This is a genomic window from Streptomyces lonarensis, assembly GCF_012033735.1.
Classification (GTDB): Bacteria; Actinomycetota; Actinomycetes; order Streptomycetales; family Streptomycetaceae; genus Streptomyces; species Streptomyces lonarensis.
In genome coordinates this window covers 26060-41699 of sequence record NZ_JAAVJD010000020.1, presented here as the reverse complement: position 1 = coordinate 41699, position 15640 = coordinate 26060, and the positions used below count along the sequence as shown (strand labels likewise).

General features: G+C 70.9%; 14 protein-coding genes. 10 read left to right on the top strand and 4 right to left on the bottom strand.

The features are described from left to right. The 5 genes from HCN56_RS05040 to HCN56_RS05020 form a co-directional block, all read left to right on the top strand. Positions 1–479, top strand: a 479-nt coding sequence (locus tag HCN56_RS05040; protein WP_167968260.1) for a hypothetical protein, incomplete at its 5' end; no start/stop codon positions are given. A 191-nt stretch (positions 480–670) separates the two neighbouring features. Further along, entirely contained in the window at positions 671–1492 is an 822-nt protein-coding gene (locus tag HCN56_RS05035) for a hypothetical protein (RefSeq protein WP_167968259.1), read from the top strand. Between the two features lie 556 nt (positions 1493–2048). Beyond that, positions 2049–3224 (top strand): FecCD family ABC transporter permease, encoded by a 1176-nt coding sequence (locus HCN56_RS05030; RefSeq protein WP_167968258.1) that lies wholly within the window; start codon positions 2049–2051, stop codon positions 3222–3224. 1 nt (position 3225) lies between these two features. Continuing rightward, entirely contained in the window at positions 3226–3996 is a 771-nt protein-coding gene (locus HCN56_RS05025) for an ABC transporter ATP-binding protein (RefSeq protein ID WP_167968257.1), read from the top strand. 17 nt (positions 3997–4013) lie between these two features. Further along, on the top strand, positions 4014–5030 hold the full coding sequence (locus HCN56_RS05020; RefSeq protein ID WP_167968256.1) for an ABC transporter substrate-binding protein: 1017 nt from the start codon (positions 4014–4016) through the stop codon (positions 5028–5030). Between the two features lie 60 nt (positions 5031–5090). Here the strand turns inward: HCN56_RS05020 and HCN56_RS05015 are convergent, their stop codons facing one another. Beyond that, complete coding sequence (locus HCN56_RS05015; RefSeq protein WP_167968255.1) at positions 5091–6359, bottom strand: MFS transporter; 1269 nt, start codon at positions 6357–6359, stop codon at positions 5091–5093. Between the two features lie 337 nt (positions 6360–6696). On the opposite strand from HCN56_RS05015, the gene HCN56_RS05010 reads away from it, so the two are divergent. From HCN56_RS05010 to HCN56_RS05000, 3 genes are read left to right on the top strand one after another with little or no spacing between them, the layout of a single operon-like run. Then, positions 6697–7449: a class I SAM-dependent methyltransferase gene (locus HCN56_RS05010; protein WP_167968254.1), complete on the top strand. Its 753-nt coding sequence runs from the start codon at positions 6697–6699 to the stop codon at positions 7447–7449. Beyond that, positions 7446–8249, top strand: coding sequence for a Rossmann-like domain-containing protein (locus HCN56_RS05005; protein WP_167968253.1), 804 nt, complete (start codon positions 7446–7448; stop codon positions 8247–8249). The genes HCN56_RS05010 and HCN56_RS05005 overlap by 4 nt, the downstream gene beginning before the upstream one ends. A gap of 41 nt (positions 8250–8290) precedes the next feature. Beyond that, positions 8291–9352, top strand: coding sequence for a pyridoxal-phosphate dependent enzyme (locus HCN56_RS05000; protein WP_167968252.1), 1062 nt, complete (start codon positions 8291–8293; stop codon positions 9350–9352). Positions 9353–9444: 92 nt separating this feature from the next. On the opposite strand, the gene HCN56_RS04995 is transcribed toward HCN56_RS05000, so the two are convergent. From HCN56_RS04995 to HCN56_RS04985, 3 genes are all read right to left on the bottom strand, one after another. Continuing rightward, positions 9445–10272: a pentapeptide repeat-containing protein gene (locus HCN56_RS04995; protein ID WP_167968251.1), complete on the bottom strand. Its 828-nt coding sequence runs from the start codon at positions 10270–10272 to the stop codon at positions 9445–9447. Between the two features lie 571 nt (positions 10273–10843). After that, complete coding sequence (locus HCN56_RS04990) at positions 10844–11644, bottom strand: hypothetical protein (protein ID WP_167968250.1); 801 nt, start codon at positions 11642–11644, stop codon at positions 10844–10846. A gap of 910 nt (positions 11645–12554) precedes the next feature. Continuing rightward, complete coding sequence (locus tag HCN56_RS04985; protein ID WP_167968249.1) at positions 12555–14084, bottom strand: UDP-N-acetylglucosamine 1-carboxyvinyltransferase; 1530 nt, start codon at positions 14082–14084, stop codon at positions 12555–12557. Between the two features lie 189 nt (positions 14085–14273). On the opposite strand from HCN56_RS04985, the gene HCN56_RS04980 reads away from it, so the two are divergent. Then, positions 14274–15257 carry a DUF1648 domain-containing protein gene (locus HCN56_RS04980; RefSeq protein ID WP_167968248.1) on the top strand — a complete coding sequence of 328 codons (984 nt, stop codon included), beginning with the start codon at positions 14274–14276 and terminating at the stop codon, positions 15255–15257. A 6-nt stretch (positions 15258–15263) separates the two neighbouring features. Next, a complete protein-coding gene (locus tag HCN56_RS04975; protein WP_167968247.1) occupies positions 15264–15623 on the top strand; it encodes a GntR family transcriptional regulator in 360 nt (119 codons plus the stop codon). Positions 15624–15640 lie beyond the last annotated feature (17 nt).

Below are 15640 nucleotides of genomic sequence, written 5' to 3'. Positions count from 1 at the left end.
ACGGTATCGACCGTCCGGAGATCAACCTGCCGGACGACGTGAACAACGTCTTCGAGGAGGTCGACACCGACGACCCGGTCGAACTCGCCGTCCTCGCCGACCAGGAGCGTGGAGTGAACGCGGTGGACGAGGCCGTCACCAGTGGTGACACGCAGGTGCCAGCTTTGCCTTTCTACTTCGCGGACTCCGCGCTGCTCGAGAGCATCGACTACATCGAAAGCATGCACGACGATGGCCTATCGTTCGGTGGCACCACGCGTTACTACAAGCGCACCATCGAGATGCAGACAAACAGCGCAGCGGTCACCACATACTGCGCGGACATGGCGGGTTCCTACTTGATCGAGGTGGAGAGCGGCGAGCAGGACCCCGACAGTGGGAAGTACTACTACACGGCTCGGCAGCAGCTCAATGATGACGGCGTCTGGCAGACGGTGATCATGACAACTGATCGAGAGGATCAGCTGTGCGCCGAGTAGTTGCCGTCTGCGTGATTGTCTGCATGTCGATGGTGGCGATGTCGCCAGCCGTCGCCGGTGACTCCGGGCGAGGGGGCCAGCAGACCGATTTCTACGGTGGCCGCAACGGGTCGAAGCTAAAAGCCGAAGTGTCCGAGACTGGTGTCGGTGGTGTCGTCTTCGATCCGCCGCATTCGGGTGCTGGTGGGTCGTTGTCCGGACGGCAGTCGAACTGGTCGCCGTATTACGCGCCTCGCTGGTCGGCGTCGGGGTTCAAGGACTGGTGGGACAACTACGCCAAGGACCAGGCTTACAAGACCGAGGGGCACAATGCCCAGGAGATCGTCGACTCGCACGATGAGACCTACGGCGAGAACAGCCAGTACGAGGACCACAACATCGGGCGGGAGGACGAGGGGGCCTGGTGGACGGTGCACTCGAATCCGAACCACCCCGACGGCTCGACCGCTAGCTGCGAGTCGCAGATCTTCTGGGTGGACCACGACGACACCCCGCCGCCGCACCCCAACTCCCCGACGCCGGAGATGTTGGCGGAGCTGGCGTATGCCGAGGTGGAGATCCCGGATGTCCGTGCCGAGTTGAGCCCGGCGGCGGACGCGCAGAAGGTGAACCTGGCGACCTGGGTGTGGATGGACGCGTCCGACCTGGCGCCGGTGTCGGTGACGGCGTCGATCAGTGGCTATTCGCAGCTGTCGGCAACGGTGACCGCGACCCCGTCACGCGTGGAGCTCGACCCGGGAACGGGCGATGCGACGGTGCACGACGGCTGTGCGGTCGGGGCGGACGGCGGTGTGGGTCGGCCGTACACGGCTGCCGACGCCGGGACTGCGCCGTCCTGCGGCGTCACCTACCACCGGGCGACCCACGACCGCGGCCCGTACCCGTTCAGTGCGACGGTCGTGTGGGAGGTCAGCTGGGAGGGCTCGGACGGCAGCGGCGCGACGCTGCCGGATGGCGCGTTCGGCACCACCCAGGACGTCACCGTCCAGGAGATCCAGACCATCGTCCGCTGATTCGGCAGCGGCTGCGGCTGATCGCCGCAGCTGCTGCTGCCCCGAGATCCGCCACGCCTTTGCCATTCAGCGGGCGGGAGTAAGCAGCCGCGGCGGGAGGCCGCTCGTCCCATGGTGCGGTAGCGCGCGTGAGCGCAGTACGCGGTCATGGTGAGCGCGCCCGTGGCCCTCGCCCGCATCTCCGAATCGCGCTGCGCCCCGCCGGGAACGGCCGGCCTCGGGCCGCCGCTCTCCCGCTCGATTACTCCCTGCGGACCCTGGATGGCGGCCCTTGACGGGCGTCTTCCGTCGGCGCAGCCGTAGCCGGACGAAGCCTCGATCCCGCGCCGGGCTGCCGTGGACACGCCTGCACTTCTCCCCGTCCCCGCGCACTGCGCGGTGAGGGACGCGTCGCACGCGCTGTCGCGGAACCGACGCGACGTGCTCGAGGCCGGCAGCAGCCGGTGGAGCGATGCCCGCGTCTCATCCCGTCGGCACCCTGCCAGTGCCCGGAGACTGCGTGGGATCCGTGGTGGACAACGGCGGGCAGAGGGGGCTAAGTTCTCCTCTGTTGAACATGGGTTCCATTATCGATGGAAAGCGCAGGTGGCCCGTGCCGTCGCCCTCGCCACTCGTACCACCCCGGGGAACGCCCGTGATCGGGCAGCAGCGGCAGGCGGCGGCTCCGGTGGCGCCCGGCCCGAAGCGCCGCCTCGCCTCCCGGCGCGGGCTGCTCGGCGCCTGCGCCGTGCTGACCCTTCTGCTGGTGGTCTCCGTCGTCGTCGCCATCGGCCTCGGGCCGGCGGTCATCGCGCCGGGCGAGACCGCACGCCACCTCTGGGCGGCGCTCAGCGGCGGCACCATCGGCGCGGACGAGGTGACCACCCACCAGATCATCTGGCAGATCCGCACCCCCCGCGTGCTGCTGGCGGCGCTGGTCGGTGCCGGGCTGAGCGCGATCGGCGTGGTGATCCAGGCCATGGTCCGCAACGCGCTCGCCGACCCGTTCGTCCTGGGCGTCTCCTCGGGCGCCTCGGTGGGGGCGGTCGCCGTCACCACCACCGGCGGGCTGGCCGTCCTCGGCATCCACGCCGTGTCGGTCGGCGCGTTCCTCGGGGCGCTCGGCGCCTCGCTGCTGGTCTACCTCGCGGCCGCCGGCCGCGGCGGGCTGTCGCCCCTGCGGCTCGTCCTGACCGGTGTGGCGATGTCGCTCGGCTTCCAGGCGGTGATGAGCCTGCTCGTCTACCTCGCGCCCAACAACGAGGCGACCAGCACGGTGCTGTTCTGGACGATGGGAAGCTTCGGCGCGGCGAGCTGGGACGTACTGCCGGTGGTGGCCGTGGCGGTGCTCGGCGGGCTGGTGCTGATGTACCGGCGGGGCCGGGTGCTGGACGTGCTCTCCCTCGGTGACGAGACGGCCGCGAGCCTCGGCGTGGCCGCGGGCCGGCAGCGGACCGTGCTGCTGGTGATTGTCTCACTCGTCACCGGCGTCATGGTCGCGGTGAGCGGCGCCATCGCCTTCGTCGGGCTGGTCATGCCGCACGTCGTCCGCATCCTCGTCGGCGCCACGCACGCCCGGGTCCTCGCGGTCGCCCCGTTGGCCGGGGCGCTGTTCATGGTGTGGGTGGACCTTGCGGCCCGCACCGTGGTCGCGCCGCGCGAACTGCCGCTGGGGGTCATCACCGCGCTGGTCGGTGTTCCCGTCTTCGTCGCGCTGATGCGGCGCGGCGGCTACACGTTCGGAGGCCGCTGACATGGAGTTGCGCATCGAGGAGCTGTCGGTGGTGACCGACGGCAGGACACTGGTGGACCGGCTCTCGCTGACGGTGTCCGAGGGGGCGATCGTCGGTCTCGTCGGGCCGAACGGCAGCGGGAAGTCCACGGCCCTGCGGTGCGTCTACCGGGCGCTGCGCCCCAGCGCCGGCGCGGTGCGCGTCGGCGGCCAGGACCTGTCGCGCCTCACGCCCCGGCAGAGCGCGCGGACCGTGGCCGCGACGACGCAGGACGGCGGCGTCGACGTCGACTTCACCGTCGAGGAGGTCGTCGCGCTGGGGCGCGCACCCCACCGGCGGGGCAACGAGCCGCTGAACGCGCGGGAGCGGGAACTGTGCCGGGCGGCGATGGAACGCCTCGACATCGCGCACCTCGCCCAACGCACCGTCCCCGGCCTGTCGGGCGGTGAGCGCCAACGGGTGCTGCTGGCCCGCGCCCTCGTCCAGGAGCCTCGGGTGCTGGTCCTGGACGAGCCCACCAACCACCTCGACATCCGCCACCAGCTCGGCCTGCTCTCGTTCCTGCGCGGCGCCGGCCTCACCGTCCTCGTCGTGCTGCACGACCTCAACCTCGCCGCCGCGGTCTGCGACCGGGTCGGCGTGCTCGCCGACGGGCGGCTCGTCGCCACCGGGACCCCGGCGGAGGTCCTCACCGCGCAGCTGGTTGACGAGGTCTTCGGCGTCCGCGCCGAGGTCGTGCCGCACCCGGTGAGCGGCGCACCCCAGTTGTTGTACTCACTCGATCCCTCCTGATCGGAAGGCGACCCACCATGCCCACGAAGACCCCCTCAGCCGCGGCGCGCCGCACCGCCGTCTCCGGAAGTGCCGTGGTGATGGCGCTGGCCCTGGCGGGGTGCGGCGCCGAGGTGGCCGAGCAGGACGAGGGGAAGTCCGACGCGTCGTCCTCCGTCCAGCGCTGCGGCGAGTCCGTGACCTACACCGTGCCCGAGCGCGCGGTCGCCTATGAGGCCGGCAGCGCGGACAAGCTGTTCGCCCTCGGCCTGACGGATCACGTCGCCGGCTACGTCATGCCGCCGGCCAACCCGCCGGTCGAGGAGTCGCCGTGGGCGGCCGACTACGCCGAGGTGGAGATGCTCAGCGACGACCTGCTCAACAAGGAGATCGTGGTCGAGGCCCGCGCCGACCTGGTGGTCGCGGGCTGGAACTCCGGCTTCAGCGAGCAGCGCGGCATCACCCCCGAGATCCTCGACACCCTCGGCATCCAGAGCTTCCTGCACACGGAGAGCTGCTTCAACTACCCCGGCCACCCCGAGCGGATGGCGCCGTTCGACGCGCTCTGGGCCGACCTGGAGCGGCTCGGCGCGATCTTCCAGGTCGAGGAGCGCGCCGCCGAGGTGGTCGAGGAGCTGCAGGGGCGGGTGGAAGCGGTCCGCGCCGCCGCGCCGGACGGTGACCCGCTGCCGGTCTTCCTCTACGACTCCGGCACCGACCAGCCGTTCACCGCGGGGAGTCAGGTGCCGCCCAACGACATCATCGCCTCGGCCGGGGCCCGGAACGTCTTCGACGACCTCGACGAGCGGTGGACGCAGGTCAGTTGGGAGTCGGTGGCCGAGGCGGAGCCCGAGGTGGTCGTCATCCTCGACTACGGCGACCTCGCCGCGGAGAAGAAGATCGAATTCCTCAAGGAGTCGCCGCACACCCGTGAGCTGCCCGGGGTGCAGCAGGACAACTTCTTCGTCCTCGACTACAACGAGGGCATCAGCGGGCCCCGCACCGTCGACGGGCTGGAGAAGTTCGCCGCGTACCTGGACGGGCTCGCCGACTGACGACGACACCGTCGGGCCCGGAGGGAACGGCCGTCCTGGCCGGCCCTCCGGGCCCGACGCTCACCGTCCGCGGGAGGGCTGCCGGGAGAAGGTGCGGGCGCCCGGCGCCAGCGCGGCGAGCGCGGGCGCCGCGAAGCAGACCACCGCACACCCGAGCAGCACGGGCTCCGCGCCGAACGCGGCGACGGCCGGCGCGATGACGGCGAGACCGACCGGTGCGAGCCCGTACGACAGCAGGAAGTCGAGCGAGGAGACCCGGGCCAGCTTGTCCGGCGCGACCTCCCGCTGCGCGGCGGTGAACCACGGCACGTTGAACAGCTCGATCCCGATGCCCGCGACCGCGTACGCGGCCAGCACCACGGCGGCGGGCACCGGCAGCAGCAGGCTCAGCGGGGCAAGGCCGTAGAGGGCGAGGCCCGTCAGCGCCACCCACCCGGCGGAGCGCGGGTGCCAGCGTGCGATGAGGAGTGCCCCGATCAGCGCCCCGGCCGTGTACGCGGTGACGGCGCCCGCCAGCACCGCCTGGCTGCCGTAGTCGTCCCGGCTGACGGTCGGAAGCACGACGCCGGTCGCGGAGTAGCCGGTGGCGATGACCGCCGTCAGCGCGCCCAGCCCCGCGAGGAACCACGGGTGGCGGCGTGCCTCCTGGACCCCCTCGCGAAACTGCGCGACGAGGGAAGTCGCTGCGTCGTTGTCCTGCTCGGCGCGCTCGTCGGTGCGCCGAGCTCCCCGACCGGGTACGCAGGCCGAAACGAGCCAGAGCAGGCCGATGCCGAGCAGCAGGGTCCGGGTGTGCAGGAAGACGGCGAGCAGCGCGGCGAGTGACGGCCCGGTGAGGACGGTGCCCCGGACCGCCAGCGTCATGGCGGCGTTGGCCTGCTGCCGCCGGCCGGGGTCCACCACCTCGGCGGTCAGCGCCTGGTAGGCGGGCCGGCAGGCGCCCTGCCCCGCGCCTGCCAGGGCGGCGCCCGCCGCCATCAGCAGGACCGAGCGGTCCACCCCGAGGGCTATCACGGGCGCCGCCGCGCCTGCTGCCAGGCCGGACCAGAGGACGACGCCGCGACGGGAGTAGCGGTCGGCCAGCACGCCGGCCACCGGTACCGCCGCGAGGAACCCGACGGTCCGCGCGGCGAGCAGCAGGCCGAGTTCCGTGGCCGAGAGGGTTCGGTCGACAACCGCGAGGCCGAGGACGAACGGCAGCGCCCAGGTGGCCAGACCGGACGCGGTCGCGCCTGCCCAGAGTCGCAGGAAGGCCGTGTCGAGCAGGATCGAAGGCTGCTCCGGGGGCGGGAGGGTCGCGGTTCCGGGTGGCGCGGCGGAAGTGGTCACCGGGGCTCCTGACGTGGCACGGGAGAGGTTCCGGTCGCCACGGTCCTCGCGGCGAGCGGTGTCCGAGTGGACGGGACGGTGCGGCCGCCTCGGTCGCAAACCTCAGGCCAGGGCGCGCCGTTGCGTGAAAGAACACTATCGCAATGACAATCATTGCCATTAGGGTGCTCTCGGCCGTGCCACTTCGGTACGCGCCACCGTCCTGTGCCCCGATGCCTCCGCCCCCACCCCTCGGACACCGCCGACGGCCGCTCGCGGTCCGCTACGCACCGCGCCGCCGCGCACCGAGGCTCCGCATGCGCGCGCCCGTTCCACCGACGAAAACGGAAGAGAACTCATGGACCGCACCGCGACCGGCACCGCCCTCCTCGCACAGCTGCCGCCGCCGCTGCCCGCAGACCGCATCATCGCCGTCAACCGGCCCTCGTCCGACCTGCACACCACCCGCTCCCACAGCTGGAACGGCTGGACCTTCGACGTGCCACCGGGCGTCTTCGTCCCCGGCTGGACCAGCCGCATGATCCACGACCGGGTCCTCGACGGCCGTATCGAGACGCGCGGTCTCCGCTACGCCGCCATGGGGGTGGGGCTCGGCGTGGAGGCCGTCGCGGCCGGGCTGCGAGGAGCCCGCGAGGTCCATGCCCTGGACGTCCACCCGGCGAGTATCGCCGCCACCACCCGCCACTACCGGGAGATCGTCGGCGACCGCCCGGGGACCGCCTTCCACCCTCGGGTCGGCGACCTCTTCGACCCCGTCCCGGACGGCAGCCGGTTCGACGTCGTCACCTTCAACCCCCCGGCCGTGAGCCGGCCGGTGAGCGACGACCCCGACGTGGTCCGCAACGTCTGCGTCGGCGCCCCACTCGTCGCCCGCTTCTTCGCCCAACTCGCGGAACGCGAACTCCTCGCCCCCGCAGGAGAGATCCTCCTCATCGCCTCCACCACCGCCGACCTGCGCGCCCTGGTCGGCCATGCGCTCGACCACGGGTTCGACCCGCGGATCGACCACCTCCACGACTGGCAGGACGGCGTCGTCACCTTCCTCTTCCGCATCACCCACCAGGGCCTCCGGAACGGGGGCCGCTCGTGAGCGCCGTCGAAGAGCTGATCGCCGACGTCCTGGCCGGCCGCCACGGAACCCCACCCCGCCGGCTGACCGCCACCAGCGTGTTCTGGGTCCACCACGGCACCCGACTGGCCGGCGGGGACACCACCTACCGCAACCAGTACCTCCTCGTCCGCGTCGGTGACTCCTTCGGCGCCTGCGCCTTCGAGGCGGACGAGGTCGACCCGGCAGTGTGCCGCGACGCCAGCGGGGCGAGCCTGGACGCCCTGCTGCGCGACGGCCCCCGCGCGCTGCGCATCGCGGCGCTCGACGCCTGCCTCGCCGCGGCGTCACCGCACCGGGACACCGCCGGCGCGGAGGCCGTCACCCTCGCCACCGGCACGCCCGAACACCGGGCCGCCGCGCGGGACGCCGCCGTCGCCGAGCTGCTCGGCAGCGCGACCGGCCGCACCGTCGGACTCATCGGCGTCGTCAATCCGCTCGTCGCCGCCATCCGGGAACGCGGCGGCGAACCCCTGCTCTGCGACCTCAACCTGCGGACCACCCGCTGGGGCGACCCGATCACCGACGACATGCACGACGTCCTCGACACCGCCGACGCCGTCGTCGCCACCGGCATGACCCTCGGCAACGGCACCTTCGACACCGTCCTCGGCCGCTGCCGGGAGCGAGGCGTCCCCCTGGTCGTCTACGCACAGACCGGCAGCGCCGTGGCGCGCGCGTTCCTCGGAGCGGGGGTGACGGCGCTGTGCGCGGAACCGTTCCCCTTCTCGCAGTTCAGCGCCGACGCCACCACCGTCTACCGCTACCGGGCGGTGTCGTGACACCCACCTCGCTCGTCCCGTCACCGCCCAGGAACCACCCCGTGGACGACCACATATCGGATGCGGTCGGCCGCCCGGACCTGATACGCCTCGACGACTCCCTCCTCTGCCTCCGCTTCGAGACCATGAAGGTGGTCTCCGCGCTGGCCGCCGTGCGCCGCCTGCTGGAGAGCGGCGCCGTCCGGCCGGGCGACACCCTCATCGACAGCTCCAGCGGCATCTACGCCTACGCCCTCGCGCTGGCCTGCCACCGCTACGGCCTGCGCTGCCACATCATCGGCTCCGCCACGGTCGACCGCACACTGCGCACACAGCTGGAGGTGCTCGGCGTGCGCCTGGAGCTGATGCGCGCCGGCAACGACCTCAAGCTGGACCAGAACCGCCGGGTCGCCCGCATCCGGGAGATCCTGGCGGAGCACCCCGAGTACCACTGGATGCGTCAGTACCACGACGACATCCACGACCTCGGCTACGCCGAGGTCGCCGACCGGCTCGCCGCACAGCTCGGCGACGGGCCGCTGACCCTCGTCGGCGGCGTGGGCACCGGTGTCTCCACCGGGGCACTGGCCCAGCAGCTCCGGCGGCGCGGTGCGGACGTCCGGCTCGTCGGCGTCCAGCCGTTCGGCAGCGTCACCTTCGGCTGCGAGCACGTCGCCGACCCGGAGATCATCATCGCCGGGATCGGCAGCTCCATCCCGTTCGGCAACGTCCGGCACGACCGGTACGACACCGTCCACTGGACCGCCTTCGACGCCGCCCTCGCCGGCAGCGTCGACCTGCTGCGCCGCCACGCCGTCTTCGCCGGCCTCTCAGCCGGCGCGGCCTACCTGGCGGCACGCTGGGAGCACCGGACGGCCGCAGACCGGACGGTGCTGTTCGTCGCCGCGGACACCGGCCACCGGTACGTCGACTCCGTCTTCGCCCGGCACCGCGACGCGGTCCCGGTGGAGCACCTGGCGCCCCGCCAGGTCCGGTCGGCACGCGAGATCGCACTGCCGTGGTCCCGCATGGCCTGGAACGGCGCCCCGGCCCCGGCAGCGGCGGTGGCCGCCGGCGGGCACGCGGGCGCCGCCGCGCCGACCCCCGCCGCCCGGCTCGGCTGATCCCCGGCCCGCCCTGCCGAGCCCGGGGCCCGCGACGGCATGTGTGAGACGCGTTCCGGCGAGAACGCGTGAGCGTTCTTCGGCGGTCCGCTTCAGGTCGCCCAGTGCGGCGGGTGCGTCAACGGAGGGGACATCTGCGTGCGCGCGTCACCCCGCGCGGCGTCAAGTTGAGACTGAGTCAGGAACACTGCGTTGCGGAGGTCCGCCCCACGCAGGTCGGCGTCTCGCATGTGCGCGCCGATCAGGTCGGCGTCACGGAGGTCGGCGCCGGAGAGGTCAGCCGCGATGAGCAGGGCCCCTCGCATGTCGGCGCCCCGCAGTTGCGCGCAGTGCAGCCGCGCGCCGACGAGGTCGGCTCTCCGGTGGTTCCTCCCGCTCGCCGGCACCGCCGCCCGTGCCAGTTCGGCGGTGCGCAGGAGCAGCGGGTCGATCGTGGCGCGCAGCGCGTCGACGTCGGCCTCGAGCAAGGTCTGGGGCGTCTCCCGGGTGAGTGCGTCGATCTGTTCGTACGCGCGGCGGAGCTCCTGGTGGACGGGCCGTGCCGAGGGCAGGTCCAGGGCCTGCGCGATGTACGTGAGGAGCTCGTGGAGCCGGCGCATGATGGGGAAGACCTCGAACATCGCGCGGGCCGAGGCGGGCTCATCACACCAGCTGACGCTTGTGAAGGTGACCCGGGAGACCTTCTGGCCCGCGCCGAAGCAGTGGAACACCGCGCAGCCGTTGTAACCCCTGTCCCGCAGCTGCTCGTGGACTCCGCCACGGAAGTCCTTCCGGAGATGTCCGCAGGGTGTGCCGGCGGACTTGTTCACCGGGAAGTCAGCCGACCGTGAGAAGGGCAGTGCCACACAGCACAGCCCGAAGCAGTCGCCGCAGTCGGCCTGCAGGTCAGGGTGGGCGGCATGCGAGGTGCGCTGGGACAACCGGTGAATCCTGGGTCGGCGTGCGGCGAGGGCGGCACGTGCGCGGCGCACGTGCTTGTTCTCGTCCAGCAGGAACCGACTCTGTTCCCCGAGGATCGGAGCGGACTGCCCGAAGACGGCAGAGAGGAGAACGCGAGCAGTCCGCCGCGGTGCTTCGCGGAAGGAGCCTCCCACGCTCCGACGACGGTGTCGTCACATTTTTGACCACCGGACCGGATCGCCGACCGGCCCCCGAAGGGGCCGCTTCCTGAGCGCCGGAGAGTCGATGGCCACTCGGCTCGTCCGGAGCCGGCGGGAGGTTCTGCTGGTCACCGGCACCGCGTGTCTCCCGGAGCCCGGACCGCGTCGAAGACAGGGTGCCGGGGCTGACCGCCTGCACGGCATCGACGGGCAACCCGCGTGCCCTGCGACCCGGCCGGAAGTGAATGGGGGACACGGCCGCCCAGAGCCTGCGGTGTCGACCCTTTGCGTGCCGTGGGGGACTCAGATGCCCGTGGCGGATCGTGCTCCGTTCACGGACAGCCTGCGCACGCGTTATAGCTAGTGATGCGCCATCTGAAACGGCACGGCTCTACGCCCGGTCGCGCCTGAGAGTCGTCTCGCTGAGCCCCAGAGTCACGCTGCCCATGAGCTGACGAGCGAAGTCCTCCAGAATCGAGGGGTTGGTAGCTAGAAACTCCATGACCCGTTCGGTTCGCTGCTCAGGCGAAAGCCCCGTCAGTTCCTGCTGCCATGCCAGGGTGGCGGCACCGCCATTCTCGACCTCGGCAGCCACGATGAGGCTCCAGAGTGCCTGCTGGGCGTCCTCACGAGCGAGCCAAGTCATGAACATCTGCTGGAATTGCTCGCTCGTCACAGTGACCTTCGGGTCGCTGCGCGCGGTGGCCACATCTTGGGAAGGCGCGTCAGCCTCGTTCCCCGGGACAGCAATAGGAGGTGTCGTCGTGACCCCGGCCCGCGAGGCCTTCTTCTGGGCTCTGCGGGCCTGCTGCTTCAGCACGAAGGCTTCGCGCTTGGCAACGAGGAATGGCACGGTCTGAGTGTGCCACCAGTGGGCAACGAGAGGTTTTGCGATTTCTACGAGACCCTCGATGATTTGGCGCGCGAGGTCAGCCTGGGCCTGTTGGCCGGGGGTGAGCTGAGGACGCTGATCCTCCACGTACTCGGTGACGTAGACGATCTCGGTCTTGTCTGCGGAACCTGACTCGTCTTCGGCCTTCAGGCGGATCTCGACGTGCTCCGGTCCCTTGTCACTCGTCTTGGGAGTGAACCCACGACTCCAGCCTTCGCTCTTCCGCGATTCGGCGAGACGCTCGCCCTTGGGGATGCGAACAACTGCATCGACCTCGTCGTACTTCTGGTCCTCGGCCATGCATCCTCGTAAGATCTCGGGTTATTCTCGGCGCTCGGTCGACGAGGACGTCACGGTAGTAGAGGCGACTGCCAGCTCTGTTCCGTCCGGCAGCACCCCACGGCCAGGCTCTCGGTAGGGCTCCAGTTGTCGCTGATCCCCGACATCGCGTCGGCGGCGTTCTGAACGAGTTCCAGAAGTGCCCGATTCGCGTATCCTCGAACCGGATGGACTCCTCGTGATTGGCGTGCTCGGAGACGAGGTGTGCATTGGCCCGGTGGGAGGCGAGGGCTCTGTCGAACTGATCCCCTATTTCCCGCACGAGACCCGCGTCCGATGCCCAGGGCCGCGGCGTGATCGTCATGAGCGACCGCCCCTCATGCCGAAGGCATCTGATCCACCGGTGGGCGCAGAGCCGATCGGAGCAGCTCGAAGCACGTTGGCTTTGAACCCGATCGGGCGTGAAAGCGTCTCGCGTGCGGTGCGGAGGCCGGCCCCGCCCCAGGCTCAGAATTGCAACCTCACCCCTACATCGTCGCTGCACAGCCGGACGTGCGTACTGTGACGCGTCTCGGCTGGACACTAATCTAGACGATGCGACCGATGCGCGCGTAATGAACCTGAATCAACCGACGGCTCCGCCACGGTCACCGGCAGATAGCTCCTCGTATCGCCAACCACCGCGGTCGGCGTGACGCGACCGACATCGGACCTTGCCAGGTGGTTCGGTGACGACTCTGCGGGGTGGCTGACGGCTGCTCAGGGTCGCCTGACGCATCGTCGACTATCTAAGATCATCTCGCACATGCGTTGCATAAGGCGCTGAAGAACAACGGTGGTCAGTGAAAGTCGTGAAGGTGAGTATCCGCAGGTCAGCTGGCATCTTGAGGCGTCGTGCCCCTTGCTGCCAAGGGGCACCACACCTCCGCCGTCAGATGTCGCGGAAGATCTCGATCTGTGCGCCGACCGAGTTGAGGCGTTCCGCGAGGTCCTGGTAGCCGCGGTTGATGACGTAGACGTTGCGCAGTACCGAGGTGCCCTCGGCGGCCATCATCGCCAGCAGGATGACGACGGCCGGCCGCAGCGCGGGCGGGCACATCATCTCGGCGGCGCGCCAGCGGGTGGGGCCCTCGACCAGCACGCGGTGCGGGTCCAGCAGCTGGAGGCGGCCGCCGATCCGGTTGAGGTCGGTGAGGTAGATGGCGCGGTTGTCGTAGACCCAGTCGTGGATGAGGGTCTGACCGTGCGCCGATGCCGCGATGGCCGCGAAGAACGGCACGTTGTCGATGTTCAGGCCGGGGAACGGCATCGGGTGGATCTTGTCGATCGGCGCCTCCAGCTTGGAGGGCCGGACGGTGACGTCGGCCAGTCGGGTGCGGCCGTTGTCGGCGGCGTACTCGGGGGTGAGGTCGTAGTCGAGCCCCATCCCCTCCAGTACGGCGAGTTCGACCTCCAGGAACTCCACCGGCGCCCGGCGGATCGTCAGCGCCGAGGAGGTGACGACCGCGGCGGCGATGAGGCTCATGGCCTCGACCGGGTCCTCGGAGGGGGAGTAGTCGACGTCGCGGTCGATCTCCGCGAGCCCGTGGACGGTGAGCGTGGTGGTGCCGACGCCCTCCACCTGTACACCGAGCATCTCCAGAAAGAAGCAGAGGTCCTGGACCATGTAGTTGGACGAGGCGTTGCGGATGACGGTGACGCCGGGGTGGCGCGCGGCGGCGAGCAGGGCGTTCTCCGTCACGGTGTCGCCGCGCTCGGTCAGCACGATGGGCCGTTCGGGGGTGACGGAGCGGTCGACCTGGGCGTGGTAGGTGCCGTCGGTGGCGGCGATCTCCAGGCCGAAGCGGCGCAGCGCGGTCATGTGCGGCTCGACCGTGCGGGTTCCGAGGTCGCAGCCGCCGGCGTAGGGCAGCTTGAACTGGTCGACACGGTGCAGCAGCGGACCGAGGAACATGATGATGGAGCGGGTGCGCCGGGCGGCCTCGGCGTCGATGTCGTCGAGCGCGAGCTCTGCCGGCGGCACGATCTCCAGGTCGTCGCCGTCGTTGATCCACCGCACCCGGACGCCGATGGAGCCGAGGACCTCCAGCAGTCGGAAGACCTCCTCGATGCGGGCCACGCGACGCAGCACGGTCCGGCCGGAGTTGAGCAGGGAGGCGCAGAGCAGCGCGACGCAGGCGTTCTTGGAGGGCTTGACGTCGATCGAGCCGCTGAGGCGGCGACCGCCGACGACCCGGAGGTGCATCGGGCCCGAGTAACCGAGGGACACGATCTCGGAGTCGAGGGCTTCACCGATACGGGCGATCATCTCAAGGCTGATGTTCTGGTTACCGCGTTCGATGCGGTTGACGGCGCTCTGACTGGTGTTCAGCGCCTCCGCCAGCTGCAGCTGTGTCCAGCCCCGGTGCTGCCGGGCGTCGCGGATGAGCTTGCCGATGCGGGAGAGGTAGTCATCGCTCATGCGATCGACCATATCTCAGATATGAGATCCAATCGCGACGGGTGGGCTGTTTGGCCCAGTCCGCCGCGCGTCGTGACCTCCGTCACGGCTGTGGCGCGAGGCATTGCATTGTTCTAGTTGCATGCGAATAATGGTCTCTCGTGAGTGACGGGTGGCGCCGCTCGGAGCAGCGGTTGCGGAGGGGGTTCGATGCGGGGAGTCCAACGGCAGTGGAAGATACGCGCGGTGCTGGTGGTGGCGACCGCCTACATGGTCGCGCTGGCCGTCGTGGCCGGGACGTTCGTGCTCTGGTGGGATCGGCTGCCCGATCCGATGGCCTCGCATTTCACCGGTTCCGGTGAAGCGGACGGGTTCGCCGGCCGCACCGCCCTCCTCTGGACCGCGGTGCCGCTGCTCACGCTCGTGGGGGGCCTCTTCGGCGCACTGGTCGGTGCGCCGCGGGCCGTGGAACCCGCCGCCCGGCTGCTGGTCGCGGGCGGGGTGGCGACCGCCGGGTTGCTGGGGGCCGTGATCACCTCCGCCACCGCGGCCAACCTCGACCTGGTGGAGGCGCAGGACGCCGCCCTGGGCTCCGGCGACCTCCTCACGGCGATCGCCACGGCCGGTCTCGCCGGCGCGCTGTCCTGGTGGATCGTGGGCTCCGTGCCGGAGGTCGAACTGCCCGACTCCGGCGCCACCGCGCCGGCCGCCGCCGTTCCCCTGGCCACGGGCGAGACGGTCGCGTGGTCCCGCCGGGTCGGCTCCCGGGCCATGGGCGTCGTGGCCGTGCTCACGCTGCTCACCGCGCTGGTGCTGGCGTACTTCGAGCTGTGGACCGGTGCGGTCGTCACGCTTCTCTCGGTCGTGCCGGTGGCGGCGCTCGCGCGGCTGACGGTGACGGTGGACCGGCGCGGACTGCGCGTGGCGCCCGCCGGCCTCGGGGCGCCCGCGAAGCTCGTCGAACTGGCCGAGGTGGAGTCGGCCGGGGTACGGAACGTCAACGCACCAGCGGAGTTCGGCGGTTGGGGCTACCGCATGCGGCCGGGCACCACAGGTGTGGTGATGCGCTCCGGTGAGGCACTCTGTGTACGCCTGCGTTCCGGGCGGGAGTTCGTCGTGGTGGTCGGGGATGCCCGGCAGGCCGCCGAAACACTGAACGCGCTGGTGGAACGCCGGCGCGACGAGGACGAGTGATCACACGTGCTGTTCCGACTCGACACCGCCTCCCCGGTCGCGCTCGGCGACCAGATCGCGGCCTCGGTCCGCGGCGCCATCGCCGAGGGGCGTGCCGGCGCGGGGGAGCGGCTGCCCTCGGCCAAGGAACTGGCCGCCTCCCTCGGGGTGAACGTGCACACGGTGCTCCGCGGCTACCAGCAGCTGCGGGACGAGGGGCTGATCGAGCTGCGGCGCGGCCGTGGCGCGGTGGTGACCGGCGTCCAGCCGGAGGCGCGCGCCCGGCTGGCCGCCGACATCAGGGTGCTGGTGGAGGACGGCCGCGAACTCGGCCTCACCGACGAACAGCTCCTCGCGCTGGTCCGCTCCGCGCTGGGTGACGACTGACCGGCTCGGCCGCCCGC